Here is a 21,263-nt window from a genome sequence, read left to right on the forward strand (position 1 = left end):
AGCACGGTCCGCCGCTGATCGTGATCGGTCAGGCGAAGTATCAACGCCCAGGCGATTTCGCCGACATCACCGACCTGAACGTCTACCGGGAGTCCTTCGAACTGCACACGATGAGCCAGATCCTGCTGCTGCGGGCGGTACTTCCGGCGATGACGGACGCCGGCTGGGGCCGATTCGTGCACATCGGTTCAGCCACCGCCAAAGAGCCGGCCGGCAATATCCACCACGCGGTGGCCAACACCAGTCGGCCGTCGACGATCGGGCTGCTCAAGACCGTCTCCGACGAGTACGCCCAGCACGGCATCACGGTCAACACCGTCGCGCCCGGCTGGATAGAGACCCAGAACGCACTGGCCTACCTGGAGCAGCACCTCGGCGCGAGTACCGATCAGGAGCGACGGGACTTCATGCTCACCGAGGCCCGCGTCCCCGCGGCGCGGATGGGCAGACCTCCCGAAATCGCCTCGCTCATCACCTATCTCTGCTCAGAACATGCCGGCTACCTCACCGGTAGTTGGATCGAAGTCGACGGCGGCCTGCACCGATCGGCGTTCTAACCCCTAGGAGCACACGTGGAAACCCTTGGCGCACCTGAACTCTCCTTCGCCAGTCTGCCGATGGCGGCCGACCGCGGGGTGGGATGGAAGGTCCTGCGTGATGCGGGGCGGGTGGTGTCCGTCGACGGAATCTACTATTTGACCCATCGCGAAGACGTGCTGGCCGCACTGCGCGACCCCGAATTGTTCTCGTCGAAGAAGGCTTTCGACGTTCTCGGCAGCCCGCTGCCCCTGGTGCCCATCTCGTTCGATCCGCCAGAGCACACCCGGTTCCGCAAGATCCTGCAGCCCTTCTTCAGCCCGCACACCTTGAAAGAGATGCTGCCCTCGCTGCAGCAGCAAGCGATCGAGATCATCGAGCAGGTAGCCGCGCAAGGCGAGTGCGAAGTCGTGGCCGACGTTGCGATCCCCTACCCCTCACAGGTGTTCCTGACCTTGTTCGGGCTGCCCCTGGAGGATCGCGACAAGCTCGTCGCGTGGAAAACCTCGGTCATCGCGATCTCGGAAGCGCCGTCACTGGAGGACGCCGACCTGACACCGGCACTCGAATTGGTCGCCTACCTCACCGAGGCGATCAACGCACGGCGGTCCGACCCCGGGCCGGACATCTTGTCGCAGTTGCTCAATGGCGAGGAGCCGCTCGACGACGCTGAAATCATGGGCCTGAGCTTCCTCTTCGTCCTGGCCGGACTGGACACCGTCACCGCGGCGATGAGTTCCGCACTGCTCGAGCTCGCCCGCAACCCGGAGCTAAGGGCCGCGCTGCGCGAAGATCCCGACCAGATCGATGTGTTCGTCGAGGAGATCGTCCGGCTGGAGCCCCCGGCGCCGATGCTGCCCCGCGTGACCACCACCGAGGTCACCATCGGCGACGTCACGCTGCCCGCCGACACCATGGTGCGGTTGTGTGTCGCTGCGATCAATCGTGACGACAGCGACGAGATCTCGACGAACGACGTGGTGATGGACGGAAAGGTGCACCGGCACTGGGGCTTCGGTGGCGGGCCACACCGCTGCCTGGGGTCGCACCTGGCCCGCCTCGAGCTGAGGTTGATCGTGGACGAATGGCTCCGGCGCATTCCCGAGTTTTCGGTGAAAGTCGGTGAGGATCCGCAGATCGTGTTCCCCGCGAGCACCTTTTCACTCGAGCGCGTACCACTGAAGCTCGGCTGATGGCTCCGACACCATGGAACCCCGACACCACGGCCGTTGTCTGTGTGGAATGCCAGAACGGCGTACTGGGCCCCGAGTCCGTCTTGCCCGCCCTGGCTGCCGACAGCTCTGAACTCGTCTCCAGCGTGGCCCGGCTTCTCGAATCCGCCCGCCAGTTCGGCGTGCGAGTGGTGCATTCGACCTACGAGGGGAACCTTGGCGGCCGGCCGACCGGGACGGCGCGCCTGTGGCGCGTACTGGGTCCGGCAACCGCACACTGGGCTCCCGGAACCGCGTCCACCGCAGTACTTCCCGAGCTGCTGGCACCTACTGACCTGGTGTTACCGCGCCATCACGGTCTTTTCCCCACGCTCGACTCCGAATTACTGCCCGTACTCAAGGGATTCGGCGTGAGCACCGTCGTCCTTGCCGGGGTTTCGCTGAACCTGGCGATCACCCATACTGCCGGACACGTCACACAGGCCGGTTTCGATCTCGTCGTCCCACGCGACGCCGTCGGCGGAACCCCCAAGGACTATGCAGAACAAGTGCTGGACAACACTATTGCCGTCCTGGGTCGGTTGACCACGGTCGATCAGCTCATCGGCGAATGGACGCCGGTCACGTCTGACCGTTAACCATTCGCCACAGCATCTCGGCGACCGCCATGAGGACCGCTCGACGTGTCGCCGACGGGATCTCGTTGTGCTGAACCATCAGCCATGAGCGCTCGAGCATCGCCATGACCACGAGCCCGGTCGCCACCGGGTCGATGTCCGGCGGTGTTGGCGCTAGCTTCGCGATGCCCTCACCGAGCGCGGCGGCGGTTCGACGGTGTGAACGGGTCACCGCGGCGCGGAATTGACGATCCGGAGGCATGTCCTCCGTGGAGCGGATGACGAACGCGCCGTTGCGGTCGAGGTAGTCGAAATAGGCGGCAACCCAGGCCTCGATATTGTCTCTGTTGGGCGGGCTGCCCTGCTCGATGAGGCCTTCGACAACCGCGAGCGCCTCGCGGTAGGTATCAGTGCCGAGCTCAATGAAGAGCTCGGTCTTGTCAGAGAAGTAATAGTAGAAGTTCGCCCGGGTGACCGGTGCGAGGTCGGTGATGTCCCTGATGGTGACGCCCGAGAAACCCTTGCCCGCGAACGCGGTTCGCGCGGCGTCGAGAATCGACTCTCGGGTTCGGTCGGACTTCCGCGTCGCCCTGGGCGAGCCGTCAGACACCATGCGTGACTGGTTCGGCCGCGGCCTGCGGTTCGGGATAGAACCCGCTCGCCCACCGACGCAGCGCGCGAAAGCCCGCGCCCTCCGAGGTCGCCAGGCCCGGCGGTTCAAGGTACTTCTGGTGCTCCCAGATCCGGATGTCGTCGGGCAGGGCGAGTTTCGCGGTTGCCAGACGCGATTCGAAATCACCAGGGCCTTCAGATTCTTCCGCACTGATCCAGTAGCCGGCGAAGATGTCGGACCTAGTGTCGTCTACCGGTGTCGCGCAGATCGAGATGACTCGGATTCCGTCGCGGACGTGTTCGCCGTTGTAGCTGAGACCGACGCCTGACCAATAGATCTCGATCGTGTTCATCGTGTCGCCCTCGCGGTCAACGCCGTCGCTCCATCGCCGGCCGAAGCCGACCTTGGCCGACCAGGTCGAGCTATCGGTGCTCTCGCGCAACACCACCGGACTGATCGGGGTGCGATGCACGAACTGGAAGTGGTGGGGATCGACGGCGTTCTCGGCGATCACCTGGGGGTGCACCTTCACCCGCTCATGCCGCGTTCGGCAGTCGGCACCAAACGGGTGGAATTGCCGCGAACGGACGTGATCGCCGAGCACCGCGAAGGCGTCGGGCGCTTGCCACAGTGGTTCCCTGCCGGCGCTGTCATGCCAGATCAGGATTGAGTCGTTGAGTTCGGCGACCGGATAGGAACGCACTCGTCGGGCTTTGTTGGGCCGATCCTGATATGGAATGTGGACGTTGCGGCCAACTCCGTTCCACACCCAGCCGTGAAACGGGCACTGAATGCCGTCCTCGACTACGCAGCCGCCATGGGCCAGGCTCGCACCAAGATGCTGGCAATGCGCGTCCAGCACCTTGACCGCCCCGTCGAGTTGCCGGAAGGCGACCAGATCCCGGTCGAAGTAGTGCAACGGGACAACGTCCGCGACAGCAAGGTCGGCGCTCCAAGCCACCTGGAACCATCCGGTAGGCAGCATGCTCGGCAGGGCTTGCATCATCGGGACGTCCCTTCTACCTACGGCACCTGGCAGCAGCAATATCCGAGGCTAGTCATTTTTGACACTTTTGTCGAAAATAGTGCGCGATCGGAGAACTGCCCGCGATGGCCGTTCTGGACGTACAATCACTTGTCTTACTAGGTTAGTGATGTACCGCCGACGGATGTGAGGGCACATGGACTGGGGCCTGCCTTGGCCGGGGCCTGCGCTGGCGACGCAGGCCGAGGCTGCCGGGGCGCAGGCGTTCTGCGCCGGTGAGTTCGCCGACCTCAACGCCTATATAACAGCGACGGAGATGGCCCTCGGTACGTCGCGGGCGACAATCGGCCCCGGGATCGCGTATGCGTTCGCCCGGTCCCCGTTCGTGCACGCCGCGGCGGTCCGACATCTGTCCACACTCGCGCCGGGCAGGGTTTTTCTGGGCCTTGGGTCGGGGACCTCGCGGATGAACAAGAACTGGTTCGGTGTCGACGCCACCCACCCCGCCCCCCGGATGGCCGAATTGATCGAGGCGATCAGGGCGTTCCTGAACGCCGAGAACGGCGAACGCGTTCAATACGAGGGCCGGTTCTACACGATCGACGCCGATATCCGGGCGCCCGTACTCGGCCGGTTGGACGTACCCATCCTGATCGGAGCGTTCAACAAGATCATGGTGCGGACGGTGGGTCGGACTGCCGATGGGGTGCTAGGACACGGCATCTTCACCGATCGGTGGTGGACCGAACTCGTCGAGCCCGAGCTGGCCCGCGGCGCCGAATCACGCGGACGCGACCCCGCCGAGCTAAAACGCTGGGGTTGGCTGATCACCGCGATCGACAACGACGACCCGGCTCGGGCGATCCGAGACGCACGGCTTCAGATCGCCTTTTATTTCACCGTGAAGACCTACGACTCACTTGTCGAACTGCACGGCTGGACAGACGAGGTCGCCCAAATCCGTTCGGCGTTCCGCAGCGGCCAGCCGGAAACGATCGCCGACCACGTCACAGACGATATGCTCTGGTCGATCGCGGTCTGTGGCGACGACGCACAGGCGCGCGACATGCTTGCCACTCGCAAACGACTGCCCGACGTGGCGTTTGCGTCACCGCCGAGCTTCCTGGTCGGACGCCGACGACGCGCCGGCTACGGCGCCGCCGCGACGCGGGTCCTATCGCAGCTGCACTGAAGCAACGCCGCGGGTAACCCAGATCGATGCCTTACATGGTGTACTGAGTAGTATATGTCGAGTTTCAGGAGGTCGCGATGCCCAAACGGGAACCCCTTGCGCCGATGACCGTGTCAGAGAACAACGGCGCGGTGCGGTCACCCAAAACGGCCGAAATCGTGGCGGACACGTTACGGCGGATGATCGTCGAGGGACAGCTTAAAGATGGCGACTTCCTGCCCTACGAAGCCGAACTCATGGATCACTTCCAGGTCAGCCGGCCATCGCTGCGAGAAGCGGTGCGAGTCTTGGAGTCCGACCGACTCGTGGAGGTGCGACGCGGCTCACGCACCGGCGCCCGGGTCCGAGTCCCGGGCCCCGAGATCGTCGCGCGACCGGCTGGGTTCCTGCTCGCACTGGCGGGAACTACGCTCGCCGACGTGACGACCGCACGGATGGGGATCGAGCCGTATGCAGCCAGGCTACTCGCGGAAGATGGCACCGTGGCGGCGCACCAAGAGTTACGCGACCTCATCGATGAGATCCCCGCCGCATGGGAGACCGGCAAGTTGGCCGCGGCGTCGACGGGACTGCACCGCAGGCTGGTAGAGCTGTCGGGCAACGCGACGCTGACCGTGATCGTCGGCATGCTGCACGAGATCTTCGAAAAGCATATGACCGCAGCATTTCTCAGCGTCCAGAACGTCGTGCCCAAGGCGCAGTACGCCAAGCTGATCCGGTCTTACGCGCGGCTCGCCGATTTAGTATCTGCCCGCGAGGGCGCTGAGGCCGAGGCGCATTGGCGGCGACACATGGAGAACGCCAACGCGGCTCTGCTCAAGGGCTACGAGAAGACGAAGGTCCGAGACATCATGCATTGAGTGGGCTCGGCGCCCACCCCACTTGAAGGAAGTCTAATGCGCAAGCCGCTCAACGGAGTTCGCGTGCTGGAAGTCGCCCAATTCACCTTCGTTCCCTCGGCAGGCGCGGTGCTCGCCGATTGGGGCGCCGACGTCGTGAAGATCGAACATCCTGTCACCGGCGATGCCCAGCGTGGGCTGGTCAAGGTGTTGGGTGCCGCGGCGACGGTACCGGGATCGTCGTTCGCCCCGATCATGGAGGCGCCTAACCGCGGAAAGCGCAGTGTCGGGCTGGCACTCGATAATTCCGAGGCGCGTCCCCTGCTCGACGAACTGATCAGGCGAAGCGACGTGTTCCTCACGAACTACCTGCCGTCGTCGCGGACGAAGCTGTCCATCGACGTCGACGACGTCCGCCGGGTCAACCCCGACATCATCTACGTCATCGGCAATGGCTTCGGCTCCGACGGGCCTGACCGCGATGCCGGGGCCTACGACGCGACGGCGTTCTGGGCCCGCGGTGGCAGCGCGGACGGCCTCACATCGCGCGATGCCGAACACACTCCGTTCATGCCCGCCGGGGCTTACGGCGACAACATCGGTGGGATCACTATTGCCGGAGGTGTGGCGGCAGCGCTCTACGGCAGACAGGCCACCGGGGAACCGTCGGTACTCGACGTCTCGCTACTTTCCGTCGGCGCCTGGGCAACCCAGTTCAGCGTGAACATGGCCATGCTGATGGGCGGCCCACTACCCAAGGTAGAGCGCCGAACTCAGGCTCCGGGCAACCCGCTGACCGGCGCCTACCGCACTTCGGACGCAAGGTTCATCCAGTTGTCGATGTTGCAGCCGACGCGCTACTGGCCGGAGTTCTGTCGGTTGATGGGTCTGCTTGATGTCGCCGACGATCCTCGGTTCACGACGATCGAGGCGATGGCCGAGCACAGCGACACTGCTCAACATATCGTCGAGGACGCGATCGGCAATTTGACGTTCGCCGAGTGTCAAGACCTGTTACGCAAGGGCAGAGGGCAATGGGCCCCGGTACAGGACGCCTGGGAAATAGCCAATGACGAAGCATTGACCGCCAACGGTCGCATCGCCGAAATCGTTGATGCCGAGGGTCATCCGCAGAAACTCGTGGCGAGTCCGGTGAAGTTCGACGACGATCCGGCAAGCCTGGTGAGAGCGCCACAGTTCGCCGAGCACACCGACGGGGTGCTGCGCGAGCTAGGTATCGACGACGACCGTCTTATCGAACTCAAGATCGCCGGCGCTATCACGTGAGAACAGCTACATACTGGCGAACTGTCGCCGCTTCTGAAGACATCAAACTATATACCGGATAGTATTCCCGCATGTCAGCATCAATACCGTCCGCCAGTACGGGTCTGCGGAAGTAATGGCGTTACAAACCGCAGTCTCGGTTCCGACGAGCTCCACTCGCGGTCAGCAAACTGCGCAAGCTGACGAGCGAGCCAATGCGCTCGCGGCAGAACTGCACAAGGTTTTGTCTGAAGTGTTCCAGGTGTTGGGCCGTCGCGATCCGGGCGGCGTCCTCCCCGGAGATCTCACGCTGGCGCAATTGTCGATTCTGATGGCCCTGCAGGAATGCGGCTCCATGCGGATGACTGCGTTGGCGGCCCACCTACGGGTCCGCACCCCTACGGTTACCGTGGCGATCCGTCGACTGGAGAAATTAGGACTCGTCGACCGCTCCCACGATCCCACCGATTTGCGGGCAGTCGTCGTAGGGATCACCCCGCACGGCCATGCGATGCGGCAAAATGCTCTGGCGACGAGGCATACGCAGTTAGCAGCGATGCTGACGACGCTGAGTCCAGAGGATCGTGCAAGCCTCAATGAGGCATTGCCACCACTGGAGCGCCTCGCGAGCCAGGGCAACACCTAAGGCGGAGTGTCGTGCGAAACGTGTTGCCTGAGCCGCGAATCAGCCTCGCTTCACAAATTTCATCGACGGCGAGCGCCGATCAGTGGAGGTTGAGATAAATGTCCTCGTGCCTATCGACTCAGCCCGGCCCGAAAAGCGCGGTCGGGCAATACCATTCAGGGATAGTCCCGAGGTCACTGGCGGCGTTGTCGGCCGGTTTACTGATCACATTCACAGCCGCCTGCCCTGCTGGCATCGCACATGCGTCGCCGTCGGACGACGACGGGACCGGTCAATGCACCTTTGTCCTCTCGCAGCCGAAAGTCGTTCAAATTTCGGGATTGAGCCTGGTGTCAGCCACTATGCGGCCCGGACCGTGCACAATCCATGCCACCCCCAACTTGTCGGTGGTGTGCTTGTCCGTCGTCGGCAGCGGCACGCAGGGTGAATGTGCATCGAAGAACGGTCAGGACCCGGCGGAGGTGCGTTATCCCTATCAGCCCGGCGCGACCTACGTCTTGAGAGGCCAAGGGTGCGCCAGCACCTTTGTGCCGCCGTATACGCTCTGCCAGGATTTCGGCCCAACGCAAATCACCCTGTGACGCTCTAGATCGGATCGAACGCCGAGATCAGCCACCGGCCACCGGTTTTGTCCAGCGTCACCCGCACGATGGACGACGTCCCGGTGGGCGCGTCATTGCCGACGGCCACAGTCTGGTCGACGAACAGCAGGGCGACCGCGTGATTTGGAGTCGCCGATACCGAAGCGGCAGCAGGCACGACGGCAACCGCCGAGATGTGCTGTTTCTTCGCGCCCGGGATTACCACGTCCTGGATCAGCTGCGTGTAAGAGTCTTTGAAGCTGCCGGTCAGGCGGTCGCGGGCGGCTTTTAACTCCTTGTCGACGGTGTCGGGCTGGTACGACAGCAGCGCAATGGTCGAATCTTTGGCGGCCGCAACGGATTCGATGCCGGCGACTTTGGATCCGCGGACCCACGCGTCTTGCCACTTCAGAAACCCTGCACCCGCTGCTATCACCACCGCCAGCAGCGGCAGCACCCCAAACGCCAACAGCCGCGACCACTTGATCCGGCGCCAACGTGCAGGAGGCGTAACGTCTTCGGCGTCCTTGGTGTGAGCGTCGTCGGAGGATGCGTCCTCCGATTCCGCAACGCGTTCAGCGTCTTCGGTCTCGTCGATATCGGTCGCCAACTGCTCGGTTGTCTCCGCGGAGACCGCTTCCGCGTCCTGGCCGGTCACGGTTTCGGTTTCAACCCGCACGGGGGTGTCACCCTCTCTGATTGGTTGGCTGGCTACACGACGGTTGCCGAGTCTCCGCTTCCTCACTGTACGAACGCGACGTTGGAGACCTTTGCCTCGTCGCCGACCTTTTTCACCGCGACTCGCATTCGCCAGTGCCGTGGCTCCGCTTCGGGCTCACCGGCATTCGTGGTGACCACGGATACGGCCACCATCACTTGGGCCTCGTCGCCCGACTGCGACTCGAGGCCCGCTTCGGTGACTGTCCCCACCGACTTCGACTGCGCCTTTTTGAGCACTTCGATGAAAGGTTTGGAACGCTTGGCGAAGTCGTCGTGAAAGGCGCCTGTCGCCGAGTCCAAAATGCGTTGTATGTCGGAGTCGGCGTGCTGGTAGTCGATCGTGGTGAGGTTCAGCGCGCCCTGGCGCCCCACCCGAATCAACAGCTCATTCTGCTGTTGAGCCTGACGGGCCTGATGCTCCCGATACCCCAGCCAGCCGGCCACCGAGGTTGACGCAACGACCGCGACCACACCCACCACTGTCGCCAGTCGTACCGGCGACATCGTCCTTGCCCGCGCGGCAACGCCTTTGGGATCATTGTCAACACCGGCGTCAACTGCGCCGTCGTAATCCTCGACGTCCTCAGTCTCGGCTTCCGGCGCAGCGAAGTTCGTCTCCTCGGCGGTGACTGCTTCACCCCGGTCCGGCTTGCTCACTTCTTCGGGGGAGGCATCATCATGCTCTGCCACGATTTCTCCTTTGCGGCACCTGGGGTCAGCTCGGCTCGAGAGTAGACATGGCCGTCGGGTCCCTCGTACATGCCGGTGCCTGGATCGTATTGAAAGGCTGCTATCGGTGGTGGTGGCGGACCGGGCGGCAGCGGAGGTGGCGCCTGCCCTGGCGGCTCCTCGCCCGGCCTGTACTGCGGGACACCCTGCCCGGTATATGTCGCGTTCGGATCACCCTTCCAGTTCCACCCGTCGTTCAGTGGAACGTACGCTTGGTCGCTCTCGCACATTTTGACGGTCGGGGCACGCTTGCCCGGCCGAGTCTCGCACGGATAGTTGTGCGCCCCACGCACGTTGAGCATCGAGTCTTGTGGCACCCGGCAGTAGAAGTCACCTTTGGGAGGCTCTGGGTAGTCCTCGTAGCTGGCGTCCCGCTGCTGCTGGGGCGGCAGGAATCCGGTGGTGCATGCCGGCGGCCAGCCGAGGTTCAGGTTGAAGCTCAGGTAGGCACCGAGGTAATCCTGCTTGGTGTTCCGGTTGGCCACGCCGACCGCTTGGATGTCGGCTGCGCCCTGCGGCAGCTCCACCAGCAGGGCTTCCAGGTTGTCCCGGTAGGTGACTCCCACCTGGCCGACACTGACCAGGTTGGCCAGCACAATCGGCAACGTGGGGTTGAGGCGGTCGATGAGCTGCCGGGCCTGGTCGGCTGCTGGGCCGCCCTTCTGCAGTAAGCCCCCCAGAGCGGAGTCGTTGTTCCGTAGCTGCGACGTAATGGTCGCCAGGTGGGCGGCCCAGGCCTGCACCGAGCTCGACGACGCGGTTTGGCTGTCGAGCACCGGCTTCGACTGGTCGATCAAAACAGTGAGCGCGTCCAGGTTCTTGCGGGCGTCGATCGCCAGATCGGTCGTCCCTTTCACCAGCCTGGAAAGTTCTGGGCCGAGCCCGCCGAAGGCGACATACCCTTCGTCGACAACCGTTTTCAGATTGTCCCGCGGAATCGCGGACAGGCCGCGGTTAGTCGCCGCCAGAAGCGAGTTGATGTCCGGTGGGACATACGTGCGGTCCACGGGGATCACGTCACCGTCTTTCAGCGATGGCCCTTTCGCGCTGCGTGGCAGCAACTCGACGTACTGCTCGCCCACCGCCGACACACTGTGCACCTGGGCGTCGAGGTTGGCGGGAACGTGGACGTCCGAGTCCATCTGAAGCTCCGCCTCGGCGCCGGTCTGGGTGAGGCGCACGGCCTGCACCCGACCGATTTCGACTCCGCGGTAGGTGACATTCCCGCCGGGGTATAGGCCGCCGCCTTGGGGCAACTGCACCGTGATCGAGTAACGATCTATTCCGAAAAACACGGTCGGAACCTGCATGTAGGCGAAGAACATGATGGTGCCGGCGATCAAGCTGACCATTGCGAAAACCACCAGTTGGGTTTTGGTGCGCTTCGTCAACACGATGTCACGGCCCCTGGTTGAAGTGGTAGGGGACGACCAATGGATTGCCGGGGTTGTACTGGCTGCCGTTCATGCACGGACTGGGCATCTGGCCGATGGTGCGCCCCCACTGCAGCTCCAGCTCGGTCAGATTGCACTCAAAGCGGGTGCCGGTAAAGAATCCCGAGTCGAGCCGGCTCAGCGTGAGGTCGAGGACCGCGGTCAAGTTCGCGTAGTCGCCACGGTTCCATTTGCTGAGCGTGTCCTTGGGGAACGGGAAGGTTCCGAAGAATCCGAGCGAGCGAGTCAACGCCGGCCCCGCGTCGGCCAGTGATTGAACGACCGGACCCAGGTCCTTGAGCTCCTTGACCAGGTTTGACTTGATCTTGTTGACCGAGTCGGCGGCAAGCGAGCCGAATTGGCTCAGCTCGCCGAGTGCGTCGGCAAGATTGTTCCGCTCGTCTTTGAGCACGTTCAACGCAAGCGGCAGCGTTTTGAGCGCCTTATCGATTACCGGCTTCTGGTCAGCGAGTTGACCGACGAAATTGTTGAGACTCTCGGTCGCGGCGATGATGTCGCCTTTTTGGTCGTCGAGGTAACTGACGAACTTATCGAGTTGTCCGAGAAGGCTTCTCAGATCCTGCTCGCGGCCGGTGAACCCGGTGCTCAGCGCCTTGATGATGTCCTGGATCTGGCCTAAGCCGCCGCCGTTGACCAGCAACGACACCGCGGCCAGCGTCCGTTCGGTGGACGGGTAAGCACCGGCGGATGCCAACGGAATCAAGGATCCTCGTTTGAGCGTGCCCTTCGGTGACGTCCCTACGGGTGGCGCCAGTTCCACGTGCACCGAGCCCAGCAGGCTGGTCTGACCCAGCGTCGCTGTTGCATTGGCGGGGAGGTCGACGCCCCCGTCGATCGACATGGTGACCAGGGCGTGCCAGCCCTGAAGTTCGATGTTGGTCACGGTGCCGACAGTGACGTCGTTGACTCGGACGCGGGAATTCTGTTGGAGGTTCTGAATATCGGGCATCTGCGCTTGGACGGTGTACGAGCCCTCGCCGCCGCCCTTGGTGCCCGGCAACTTGATCGAGTTCGCGCCGTGGAAACCGCATCCGGACAGCGCGGCTGCGAGCAGCAGCGCCACCAGGCCGGTGACAACGCGAATCCGGTGCGTCAAGGGAATCAATGTCCACCTCCGGGCGGCGTCATCATCCCGCGCAGACCATCGGATGGATTGGTCGGCACCGGTTGGGCGCCTGGCGATTCCGCCGCCAGAGGCGAAGCGCCGGGCGGTGCTGAATTTGCCGGAGGCGGCGGGTTGACCGGGGCGGAGGCGGGCGGCGGCGGAGGAACGTAGTCGGGTCGCAACCAGTCCTCGCTGTAGGTGACCTCGTTGGGACGGGCTGAGGCTCCGACGAAAAGATTCTCGCCCAACGGCGGGAAGTTGTACTGGCGGTTCTTGAGGATCGGCGCCAGATACTGCACGCACAGCTTCGCTGACTCCTTGGCGCCCAGACGGGCGGCAGCCTGCACTGCCGAACAGAGGAACTGAACCGGATTGGCAAAGTTGTTGAACGCCAACGCCCCACTGAGCGTTGCTTGGGCGGGCTGGTAGATGTTGAGGAAGTTCTGAAAGGCCGTCGGCGCGACATGCAGTAGTTGTTTGACGTCGTCGAGACTGTCGTTCACTGCCTGTGTTACCGACGCCAATCTGTCCGAGGTGGTACCCAGCGACTCTTCGTTGTCTGCCACAAAGCTTTGGACGTCGCCGACCACGTCGTTGAGGTTGCGAACCGCGTTTCCAACCTCATTAGGGTCGTCGGCCAACAGGTTCGTCACCGAGGCCAGATTTTGGTTGAGGTGTTGCAGCAGATCGCCGCTGTCATGCAACGCGGAGACCAGGATCGACAGGTTTTTCAAGGTGCTGAACAGGTCGTTACTGTGATCGCCCAGCGCCGAAATCGCTTGCGAGAGTTTGATGATGGTCTCGCGGATATCTGGACCCTGGCCGCGCAGGTTGTCGGCCGCGGTGTTGACGAACGCGCCCAAGGTGCTGACTCCGCCCGGTTTGGTGGGCTGGAGAACCTGCGTCAGCTTCTCGAGCTGCTGGCGGAAGTCGTCCCACTCCACGGGGACCGCGGTGCGTTCCTGCGGGATTACCGCGTCGGACCGCAACGCCGGTCCAGCCGTGTAGGCCGGCGTCAACTGAATGGATCGAGGCGTTACCAGTGACGGCGACAGCACCACCGCTTTCGCGTCGGCAGGCACCTTGTATTTGTCGTTGTACCAGAAGGTGATCTTGACCCGGTCGGGCTCTGGTTCGATCTTTTGCACCTTGCCGACAGGCACGCCGAGAATGACGACGTCGTCCCCGTTGTAGATGCCGGTGCTGTTGGCGAAGTAGCCGACGACATTGGTGCGGCCGATGCCGCTCTCCGTCCCCACGACCGTGACGATGCCTCCGATCAACAGCAGCACCAGGCCGATGGCTATACCGATTCTCGCGTTCAGGAACTTCATCGTCCACCACCACCGGGGGCTGGGGGCGGCCCGATGGGGCCGGGTCCGCTCAGCACGGGCGATTGAGTCTGCGGCAATTGCCCGGGTGCCGGCTGCTCGACACCCGATGGCGGGGTTAGGGATTGTCCTTGGCCGGGACCTGGCAACGCGGGCGGTCCTGGTGGCGGACCACCGGGTGGCGGCGCAGGCGGTGGCTCCCGGTAGGGGTAACAGCCAGGCCCAGGCAACGCCACGCCGGGCACACCGCACTGATGATCGCTCTGGTTGCCGGTGATGGCATCGGGGAGGGTCATCCGTGGTGGTCCGCCCTGGCCGGTGCGCGGGTACGGAACCGGTAGCGGTGGCGTCCCCGGTTGGCCGACCTGGGGGTCAGTACGCTCCGAGGGCGCCGCCGTATTCGGATCTAGGCCAAGGTCGGAGAAGGCCGCATTGATGAACGGTTGTAGCCACTGCCCAGGTAGCAGGTTGACGACATAGGCCTTGAAGAACGGCCCCGACCCCACCGATTCACCCAGCCCCAAGGCGTACCTGTTGAGACCCACAATTGCTTTTTGCACGCGTTCTTTGCGGTTGTCGACGATCGTCAACACGCCGTTGAGCCTGTCCAGCGTCGGCTTCAACGTGTCGCGGTTCTCGGCGATGAAGCCTTTCAGCTGCTGGGCCAGCGCGGAGAGGTTGTTGGCGATCTGGTCCAGCGCGGCACTTTGACTCTTGAGTTGAACCAAGAGCGAATTGGTGTTGGCGACCAGGTTGACGATCTCGTCGCTGCGTTCAGACAGCACCTTGGTTGCCTTGTCGGCGTTACTCAACAGGTTTCGCAGCTGCGCGTCGCGCTCGTCCAGCGTCTGCGAAAACCGTGCCACCCCTTGGGCTGCGGCCTTCAGGTCGGGCGGGGTATTGGAGAAGGTGTCGGCCAACACGGCAAGCGACTTCGACAGTCGATTGGTGTCCAGCCCGCTGATAGTTGTCGTGAGGTCACCCAGCGCATCGGGCAGTTGATAGGCCGGTGTCGTCCGGTCCAGGGGTATCGGATCGCGCAGTTTCCCGTCCCCGCGCGGGGTCACCTCGAGGATCTTGGTCCCGAGCAGAGACTTCAACTTGATTGCCGCCTCGGTGCGGTCTCCGAGGCGGATGTTGTCTGCGACGTCGAACTTGACGAGCACCCGGGGCCCGTCCAATTCGACGCTGGAAACCTGCCCGACCCGGAAGCCTGAGACTTGGACGATGTTGCCGGACATCAGCCCGCCCGCTTCAGCGAAATATGCCGAGTAGGTGGCGCCCTTCCTGAAGAACGGCAACTTGTCGTAGTTCACCGACAAAAACAGCAGCGCGAGGATCAAGCCGACGCCGATGACGCCGATGCGAATCGGGTTGCGCTCGGAGAAGGGTTTCATCGGGGCGTGCACCGCCCCGTGGGCTGGCCGGCCAGCTTGGCGTACACCGGCTGGCCACCCTTGCCATTGACCTTCACCACGATTTCGCAGAAATAGAAGCTGAAGAAGTCGCCGTACATGCCCTGCCTGTTGAGTATCTGAGTTGCGTCGGGCCAGGTGTTGAGAAAGTTGTCGAAGTAATCGTGATCGGCCAGTACGTTGACGGCCGTTCGATCCACCTCGTGCACCACTTTCTTCAGCGGCGGGCGTGCCTGCGCCAGCAGGCTGGCGATGGAACCGGCAGCCGCGTTCGCGTAGGCCACGCCGTTGCTGATGTCCTGCTTACGGGCGTTCAAACCGTCGACGAGTTCCGAGAGCGAGTCGACCGCCTTCGCGAGCTGGGTGCTTTGGCCGCTGAGCGAACCGAGCACGGAATTCAGGTTCACCACGACTTGACCGATCAGTTGGTCCCGGTCGGCCAGGGTGTTGGTCAGGGCCGCCGCCTGGCTGAGAAACGAGCTGATCGTGGCGCCCTGACCCTGGAAGGCCGCGATCAATTGACCGGTCAGCTTGTTCACCTGGTCTGGATCCAGTGCGCGAAACAGCGGCCGAAAACCGCCAATCAACGCATCCAAGTCCAGCGCGGGCTCGGTCCGGCTCAGCGGGATGGTCGCTCCAGGGTGAAGTCTTTTGACTCCCCCGGCTCCCTCCTCGAGCGCCACATACCGGCCGCCTATGAGGTCGGCGAACCGGATGGCGGCCCTAGTACCCTCGGTGAGCACTACGGAGTCGGCAGCGGTGAACTCGACGAGCACCGTCGAGTCGGGCTGCACTGCAATGCTTTTGACCTTGCCGACCTCGACGCCGGCGATCCGCACGAAGTTGCCGCCCTGCAGCCCCGACACATTCGAGAACTGGGCCGTGAAGGTCTTCTCCGACTGGAAACGCAATTGGGCGAAGACAGCGATCAGCCCGAAAGCGCCGATCACGCAGACGATCGCGTAGACGGCGAGGCGCCACAGCGCGCCTCGCAAATTCTCTCGCATCTCTGCCTCCTCTAGGACTTAACGACGTCACGGCGCTGGGGCATACGGCGGCGGTGGCCTTGGCACGCATTGCCCGGTGACGATTCCGCAGGTTGGTGGCGGTCCGTCGGGCACTGTCGGCACGAACGGTTCGGATCCCGACGGCGGCGGTCCGGGTTCGCGTGGCCTGCCTGGCGGAGGCGCCGGCGGCAGGCCGGGATACAGCGGCGTTCCGTCCGGCGCGTACTCGGGCGCACCGTAGGGTCCCGGGCCTTGGTATCCGGCCGTACCAGGAACCGGACCGGGCGCCGGACCTCCCGGGTGGCGAACGCTGGGCGGTCGCGGTGTTCCGCGGGTAACGGGGAAATAGTCGATATAACCCGGGAAGCCGATACCGGGGTTCGGCCGCACGTCCATCCCGGTACCCCACCCGGAGTTGGTGACCAGGTAGCGCTGCGGAAAGTTCTTCGAAACGTCTGGCAACGATCCACACCCGGGCTGGCCACCGGGACCACCCTTGATGCCGTTGATCGGCAGGTTGTCAGGGAATCGGTAGGTGTCGTCGCCCAGTAGCAATCCGGCGTCCAGGATCACCGAAAAGCCGTTGCGGCCACCGGCAACATCCAAGAAGCCGAAATCGACGACGTTCTTTCCGCCGACCAGCAAGCAAGTGAGTTCGGGGTTGTATTTCATCAGCAAGCGGGTGGTGGGCTCGAGCAGGTTGACGCCGTGGACCAGGTTGTCTTTGTTCGGGCCGAGCAGGTTGACCCCGCTGTGGGACAGTCCGGTGACGTCAAGCAGTAGCGAGTCAAGCTGCTTGGCATTGCTGCTGATCGTGGTGCTTGTCGTGCTCAGGGAGTCGAGCACTGTCACGATGTCACGAGCGGCCACGCCGTAGGTGTCACTGAACCCCTTGAGCGCACGGAAATCGGCCCGGATGGTCTCGCTTCGGGGGTTGATCGCCATCAGGACTTGGTTGAGGTCGGTGGTCGCCTCGCCGATGGCCTCCCCCTTGCCGCGTAACCCGTCGGCTAACGCGGTGAGGATCGCGTTCAGTTTGGCGACATCGACCTTGTTGAGCACGCCGACCAGATTCTGGAACACCGTGTTGACCTCGGTGGTCACGTTGCGTGATGCCACCACTGCCCCAGCCCTCAGCCGCTTGGTGCTCGGGTCGGCGGGTGTGAGCAGGTCGACGTACTTGGCGCCGAATGCCGTGGTGGCGGTGATCTCGGCGCCGACGTTGGCGGGGATGTATTTCAGCTGCTCTGGATAGAGTTCCAGCTGAAGCTTGACCGGCTGGCCGGGCTGAATCGAAGCAACCCGGCCGACTTGGACGCCACGCAGCTTCACCTTCGCGCCGGGTTCCATCACCAGGCCCGATCGGTCCGAAGTGAGGGTCACCCGGGCGTAAGGCCTGAAGTCTCGATTGAACGCCCCGAGCGTCAGCACAAACCCGCCGATGATGGCGGCGAGCAGAATCGCCGTCCACAGTCCCGGGTGCAGACCGGCCTCACGCTGCTTTCTTCTCATCGTCGTTATCCCGACAGGTTGAAGTCGCCGGACACCCCGTAGGCGGCCATCGCGACCGCCAACGTCACCGCCACCGCCACGACCAGTGAGGCGCGCACCGCACGACCGACCGCCTCACCGACCCCGGCCGGCCCGCCGGAGGCGTTGAACCCGTAATAGGTGTGGACCAGCATGATCGATGTGGCGGTCCCGATGACTTGCAGCATCGACCAGATCAGATCGGTCGGCTGCAGGTAGGTGTGGAAGTAGTGGTCGTAGACGCCGGGAGCCTGCCCGTAGGCAAAAATGACCAGGGTTCGGGTGGCCATGTAGCCGGCCAGCGAAGCCATGCACCACAGCGGAACCGTGACGACCACGCCGGCGACTACCCGGGTGGAGACCAGATAGGTGATTGTCCGGATGCCCATTACCTCGAGCGCGTCGATCTCCTCGTTGATCCGCATGGCGCCCAACTGCGCCGTGGCACCGGCACCGATGGTGGCCGCCAGGCCGATACAGGCGACCAGCGGCGCCGCGAGACGCGTATTGATGTAAGCCGACGCGAAACCGCTTAAGGCCTGCACCCCGACGTCGGACAACGATCGGAACAGCTGGATGGCGACGAGCCCACCGACAGACATCGTCAAGGTGGTGACGATTACCACGGTGCCGCCGATGACGGCCAGTGCACCAACACCCAGACTCATGTTGGCGATCAGGCGCAGCGTCTCCACCTTGTAGCGGACGACGGCTTCCCACGTGAATCCCAGCGCCCTGACGTAGAACGCGGTCTGACTTCCCAGCCGGTTCCAGCCGTCGACAAGGCCGCGCGCAGTGTTCGTCAGCCGCGGCAGCCGCCGCCCGGAGGGGGCGGTGGTCATATCGTCGCCTTCGTCGTGACTGCCGTGAATACCACGTTGATCACGAACAACGCCATGAACGTGTAGACCACCGTTTCGTTGACCGCGTTGCCGACACCTTGCGGGCCCCCACCCACGGTGACGCCCTTGTAGCAGGCGATGAAGCCGGCGATCACGCCGAACAGTGTCGCCTTGACGAAGGCTATGAGGACCTCGGTGACTCCGACCAGCAGCGTCAAGCTGGCCGCGTAGGAACCGGGATTGACGTGTTGGAAGCCGACCGAGAAGAAGTAGCTGGTAACCAGACCCACGATCGTGTTGATGGCGTTGAGCAACAACCCGTTGACCATGAGCGCAAGCACCCTCGGCACCAGCAGGCGCTGGATCGGGTCGATGCCCATCACTCGCATCGCGTCGATTTCTTCGCGGATGGTGCGCGACCCCAGTTCGGCGCACATTGCGGTGGCGCCGCAACCCGCGACGACTAACACCGTCGATATCGGGCCGATGTACACGACACACGCCAGCGCGGCGCCGGTACCGGACAGGTCAGCGGCGCCGATCTCGACCAGCAGAATGTTGATGATGAAGACGGCGAACGCGTTGAACGGGATCGAAACCATGAACGTCGGGAAGATCGTCACCCGAGCCACAAACCAGCTCTGATGGATGAACTCACGCCAGGCCCAGGGCGGACGGAACATCTGCACCAAGATGTCCAACGACAGTGCGAAGAAGCTGCCGACCTCGCGCAGTGGCTTGGTGTAGGTCTCCGGCTTTAGCTCGTCGTCCTCCTTCGGCGAACTGGTGTCCGGCGGAGCAGGTCGTGCTTCCGTCGCAACCACTAGCGCACCCGTTGGTATCTAGCCTCGGCCGACATTAGAGCGGTGAATCCTCCCCGTTGCGGTTAATTATGGGCGCCGCCGCCAGTGCAGTGTGGCCTACGGCACAGCGGGACGGTACCACGACTTTCATCGAGAGCAACCACATATCTCTTTATTGTTGACAATCCGGATCAGTAGACGTCTGTTGAACTGTGTCTGATTTGCTGTGCGGTTCCGACAAGTTTAATCCAAATGTCGCAATCATTGGCACCAGACCGGCATCCATGGTCCAAGCGGGGCAACGCCGACTGGACCGCACCGCACGTCAACTACCTTGAAGTTCAGCCTCGCAGCGCTTGCACTGCCGGCCTCGAACCGTTCGGGGCGCCGCTGGATTGGAGCGTCGATTCCGGTTGGATCAAGCCGAGATCGTAGGTCTGAACCGTTCGCTGGGATCTAATTAATTTGATGCGTTCCGAATGCGATAATTGCGAAAAGTCGATGTATCTGACTTTGCACTAGCATTTTCTACCGCCCATGTATAGGGAGAGTCTTTTCAACCACTCGAAGAATACAGTTGTTCGTATTTTGGAGCTCTATATAGCCGCACTTGGTCACCCGTCGAACTGACAACGAGAAATAGCAAGATCGAGAATTTTCCGGCGGCGAGACGCGCTCTGCATCACATACTCCAGGACCGCCGCATCCACAACGGCGTAGTACGCCGCGAGAAAGGCACGACGCCCTTCGTCGTGCACGAGTACAGGAGCCGTCCGATCGCGGCGACGCCGACAAACGGCATGACCAGCGCTTTTCGCCACAATGACGGATGCGCTCTCCGCATTCGTGGGCACGATTGCTGGTTCGTACCGCCCGATAACTGCGCGTGTACTGCCCTCAACGGCCTCAGCATCCGGCGCGACGCGGCCAGCCAATTACACCCCGCCAACCGCTAGCCGGTCCCCGTCTCAAACTTAGGGCGACCGCGGTTGGAGGCAGAACACGTGAATGACGCGCGTCCGCAGATCGACTCACAATAGCGAAACATTTATCTATATATCGAATTAGGTCATTAGCGTGTTTAAGCACGTTGCTGACGAGTCCGGTGACGCCAGGTGGGTGCTCGTCGGCAGCGGGTCGCACCCTACTGCGCAGCCATTGCCGACAAGATGGAGATGCGACGCCAGCGGCGTGAACGCAGCCCCAACTCATTCCGGGTCGGCGCGCCAGAGCTTGAAGCAAAGAGCCGACCGCACCTTGATCGCCGTAATACCAGGAAAGTCATAGTGTGCTCTTGTGGACGCTCGGTCGGAGGAACACCGCCTCCGGTCGTGGGGCGCTGGCTGGCCCTCCGACGAGGTCGAGGCGGCGCGTGAAAGGTTGTTGGCGGCAGCAGATGCCTGCTACGCGGAGAAGGGACTGTCGTCCGGATCAACTTCAGCCTCATTGCCGAACCGGCCAGCCCCGAAGACGGCGGTGACGAGGGCCTGCTGCGCAACCTGCTGATGGCCTCGTTGAATCCGTACAGTGCAGACCGAACGTCGGGAAGACACTGCTGTTGATTGAGCGATTCGACACCGACGGGCAAGGCGGCAGCTACATTTTCTCTAGCGGATGCTTTGGCAGCCCTGGCCGGAGGTGAGCTCATGCGAAGACGGTTCTTCAGCGCGACAGCCGCTCTGGTTGCCGCGGGAGCTGCGGCATGCTCATCGCCAACCGTTTCAGCACCGCCGGGCGAAATTCCCGGAGGAACCGCCAGGGTGACCATCAACAGCAGGGCTCTCCCCACGGTGAATGCGGTGAAGTGTGTCCCGATCAGGTCGCTGACGACGATCACTGCGGGTGACGCAGCCGCAGGTGTCACAGCCCTGGTCTCCAA

The 21,263-nt window shown here is 63.2% G+C and carries 19 protein-coding genes; 7 read left to right on the top strand and 12 right to left on the bottom strand.

Translation table 11 applies throughout. The features are described from left to right. The 3 genes from VGH54_RS19745 to VGH54_RS19755 all read left to right on the top strand — a co-directional run. A partial coding sequence (locus VGH54_RS19745; protein WP_331513764.1) for an SDR family oxidoreductase occupies positions 1–557 on the top strand: 557 nt, incomplete at its 5' end. 60 nt (positions 558–617) lie between these two features. After that, on the top strand, positions 618–1,730 hold the full coding sequence (locus tag VGH54_RS19750; protein WP_331513779.1) for a cytochrome P450: 1,113 nt from the start codon (positions 618–620) through the stop codon (positions 1,728–1,730). After that, on the top strand, positions 1,730–2,347 hold the full coding sequence (locus VGH54_RS19755) for a cysteine hydrolase (RefSeq protein WP_331513765.1): 618 nt from the start codon (positions 1,730–1,732) through the stop codon (positions 2,345–2,347). The genes VGH54_RS19750 and VGH54_RS19755 overlap by 1 nt, the downstream gene beginning before the upstream one ends. Here VGH54_RS19755 and VGH54_RS19760 read toward each other — a convergent pair. Further along, positions 2,331–2,939, bottom strand: coding sequence for a TetR/AcrR family transcriptional regulator (locus tag VGH54_RS19760; protein WP_331513766.1), 609 nt, complete (start codon positions 2,937–2,939; stop codon positions 2,331–2,333). The two genes, VGH54_RS19755 and VGH54_RS19760, sit on opposite strands and share 17 nt — an antisense overlap. Continuing rightward, on the bottom strand, positions 2,929–3,942 hold the full coding sequence (locus VGH54_RS19765; protein WP_331513780.1) for a Rieske 2Fe-2S domain-containing protein: 1,014 nt from the start codon (positions 3,940–3,942) through the stop codon (positions 2,929–2,931). Before VGH54_RS19765 ends, VGH54_RS19760 begins: the two co-directional genes overlap by 11 nt. Positions 3,943–4,120: 178 nt before the next feature. Between VGH54_RS19765 and VGH54_RS19770 the strand changes: the two genes are divergently transcribed. From VGH54_RS19770 to VGH54_RS19785, 4 genes are all read left to right on the top strand, one after another. Then, positions 4,121–5,116: an LLM class flavin-dependent oxidoreductase gene (locus VGH54_RS19770; protein ID WP_331513767.1), complete on the top strand. Its 996-nt coding sequence runs from the start codon at positions 4,121–4,123 to the stop codon at positions 5,114–5,116. A 77-nt stretch (positions 5,117–5,193) separates the two neighbouring features. Next, positions 5,194–5,976: a FadR/GntR family transcriptional regulator gene (locus VGH54_RS19775; RefSeq protein ID WP_331513768.1), complete on the top strand. Its 783-nt coding sequence runs from the start codon at positions 5,194–5,196 to the stop codon at positions 5,974–5,976. A 36-nt stretch (positions 5,977–6,012) separates the two neighbouring features. Continuing rightward, complete coding sequence (locus VGH54_RS19780; protein ID WP_331513769.1) at positions 6,013–7,242, top strand: CoA transferase; 1,230 nt, start codon at positions 6,013–6,015, stop codon at positions 7,240–7,242. 115 nt (positions 7,243–7,357) lie between these two features. Next, positions 7,358–7,867, top strand: coding sequence for a MarR family transcriptional regulator (locus VGH54_RS19785; RefSeq protein WP_331513770.1), 510 nt, complete (start codon positions 7,358–7,360; stop codon positions 7,865–7,867). Positions 7,868–8,452: 585 nt separating this feature from the next. Here VGH54_RS19785 and VGH54_RS19790 read toward each other — a convergent pair. From VGH54_RS19790 to VGH54_RS19835, 10 genes are all read right to left on the bottom strand, one after another. Then, entirely contained in the window at positions 8,453–9,127 is a 675-nt protein-coding gene (locus VGH54_RS19790) for a hypothetical protein (RefSeq protein ID WP_331513771.1), read from the bottom strand. 62 nt (positions 9,128–9,189) lie between these two features. Continuing rightward, on the bottom strand, positions 9,190–9,858 hold the full coding sequence (locus VGH54_RS19795; protein WP_331513772.1) for an Mce protein: 669 nt from the start codon (positions 9,856–9,858) through the stop codon (positions 9,190–9,192). Beyond that, positions 9,822–11,294, bottom strand: coding sequence for an MlaD family protein (locus tag VGH54_RS19800; RefSeq protein WP_331513781.1), 1,473 nt, complete (start codon positions 11,292–11,294; stop codon positions 9,822–9,824). The genes VGH54_RS19795 and VGH54_RS19800 overlap by 37 nt, the downstream gene beginning before the upstream one ends. A gap of 1 nt (position 11,295) precedes the next feature. Beyond that, positions 11,296–12,456, bottom strand: a complete 1,161-nt coding sequence (locus tag VGH54_RS19805) for a virulence factor Mce family protein (protein ID WP_331513773.1) — start codon at positions 12,454–12,456, stop codon at positions 11,296–11,298. Further along, positions 12,453–13,790 (bottom strand): virulence factor Mce family protein, encoded by a 1,338-nt coding sequence (locus VGH54_RS19810; protein WP_331513774.1) that lies wholly within the window; start codon positions 13,788–13,790, stop codon positions 12,453–12,455. The genes VGH54_RS19805 and VGH54_RS19810 overlap by 4 nt, the downstream gene beginning before the upstream one ends. Next, entirely contained in the window at positions 13,787–15,184 is a 1,398-nt protein-coding gene (locus VGH54_RS19815; RefSeq protein WP_331513775.1) for an MCE family protein, read from the bottom strand. The genes VGH54_RS19810 and VGH54_RS19815 overlap by 4 nt, the downstream gene beginning before the upstream one ends. Beyond that, complete coding sequence (locus VGH54_RS19820) at positions 15,181–16,209, bottom strand: MCE family protein (RefSeq protein WP_331513776.1); 1,029 nt, start codon at positions 16,207–16,209, stop codon at positions 15,181–15,183. The genes VGH54_RS19815 and VGH54_RS19820 overlap by 4 nt, the downstream gene beginning before the upstream one ends. 27 nt (positions 16,210–16,236) lie before the next feature. Beyond that, the gene (locus VGH54_RS19825; protein ID WP_331513777.1) at positions 16,237–17,721 is read right to left on the bottom strand and encodes an MCE family protein; all 1,485 of its coding nucleotides are present in this window, start codon (positions 17,719–17,721) and stop codon (positions 16,237–16,239) included. A 5-nt stretch (positions 17,722–17,726) separates the two neighbouring features. After that, positions 17,727–18,581, bottom strand: a complete 855-nt coding sequence (locus tag VGH54_RS19830; protein ID WP_331513778.1) for an ABC transporter permease — start codon at positions 18,579–18,581, stop codon at positions 17,727–17,729. Continuing rightward, complete coding sequence (locus tag VGH54_RS19835; RefSeq protein WP_325687868.1) at positions 18,578–19,315, bottom strand: ABC transporter permease; 738 nt, start codon at positions 19,313–19,315, stop codon at positions 18,578–18,580. The genes VGH54_RS19830 and VGH54_RS19835 overlap by 4 nt, the downstream gene beginning before the upstream one ends. Positions 19,316–21,263: the final 1,948 nt, after the last annotated feature.

The organism is Mycobacterium sp., from assembly GCF_036488105.1.
In the GTDB taxonomy this organism is placed as follows: Bacteria; Actinomycetota; Actinomycetes; order Mycobacteriales; family Mycobacteriaceae; genus Mycobacterium.

Bases quoted from the DNA above. Each gene is read 5' to 3' on its own strand.
- VGH54_RS19750 (WP_331513779.1), top strand. From the start codon at position 618: ATGGCGGCCGACCGCGGGGTGGGATGGAAGGTCCTGCGTGATGCGGGG.
- VGH54_RS19755 (WP_331513765.1), top strand. From the start codon at position 1,730: ATGGCTCCGACACCATGGAACCCCGACACCACGGCCGTTGTCTGTGTG.
- VGH54_RS19760 (WP_331513766.1), bottom strand. From the start codon at position 2,939: ATGGTGTCTGACGGCTCGCCCAGGGCGACGCGGAAGTCCGACCGAACC.
- VGH54_RS19765 (WP_331513780.1), bottom strand. From the start codon at position 3,942: ATGCAAGCCCTGCCGAGCATGCTGCCTACCGGATGGTTCCAGGTGGCT.
- VGH54_RS19770 (WP_331513767.1), top strand. From the start codon at position 4,121: ATGGACTGGGGCCTGCCTTGGCCGGGGCCTGCGCTGGCGACGCAGGCC.
- VGH54_RS19775 (WP_331513768.1), top strand. From the start codon at position 5,194: ATGCCCAAACGGGAACCCCTTGCGCCGATGACCGTGTCAGAGAACAAC.
- VGH54_RS19780 (WP_331513769.1), top strand. From the start codon at position 6,013: ATGCGCAAGCCGCTCAACGGAGTTCGCGTGCTGGAAGTCGCCCAATTC.
- VGH54_RS19785 (WP_331513770.1), top strand. From the start codon at position 7,358: ATGGCGTTACAAACCGCAGTCTCGGTTCCGACGAGCTCCACTCGCGGT.
- VGH54_RS19810 (WP_331513774.1), bottom strand. From the start codon at position 13,790: ATGAAGTTCCTGAACGCGAGAATCGGTATAGCCATCGGCCTGGTGCTG.
- VGH54_RS19815 (WP_331513775.1), bottom strand. From the start codon at position 15,184: ATGAAACCCTTCTCCGAGCGCAACCCGATTCGCATCGGCGTCATCGGC.
- VGH54_RS19820 (WP_331513776.1), bottom strand. From the start codon at position 16,209: ATGCGAGAGAATTTGCGAGGCGCGCTGTGGCGCCTCGCCGTCTACGCG.
- VGH54_RS19825 (WP_331513777.1), bottom strand. From the start codon at position 17,721: ATGAGAAGAAAGCAGCGTGAGGCCGGTCTGCACCCGGGACTGTGGACG.
- VGH54_RS19830 (WP_331513778.1), bottom strand. From the start codon at position 18,581: ATGACCACCGCCCCCTCCGGGCGGCGGCTGCCGCGGCTGACGAACACT.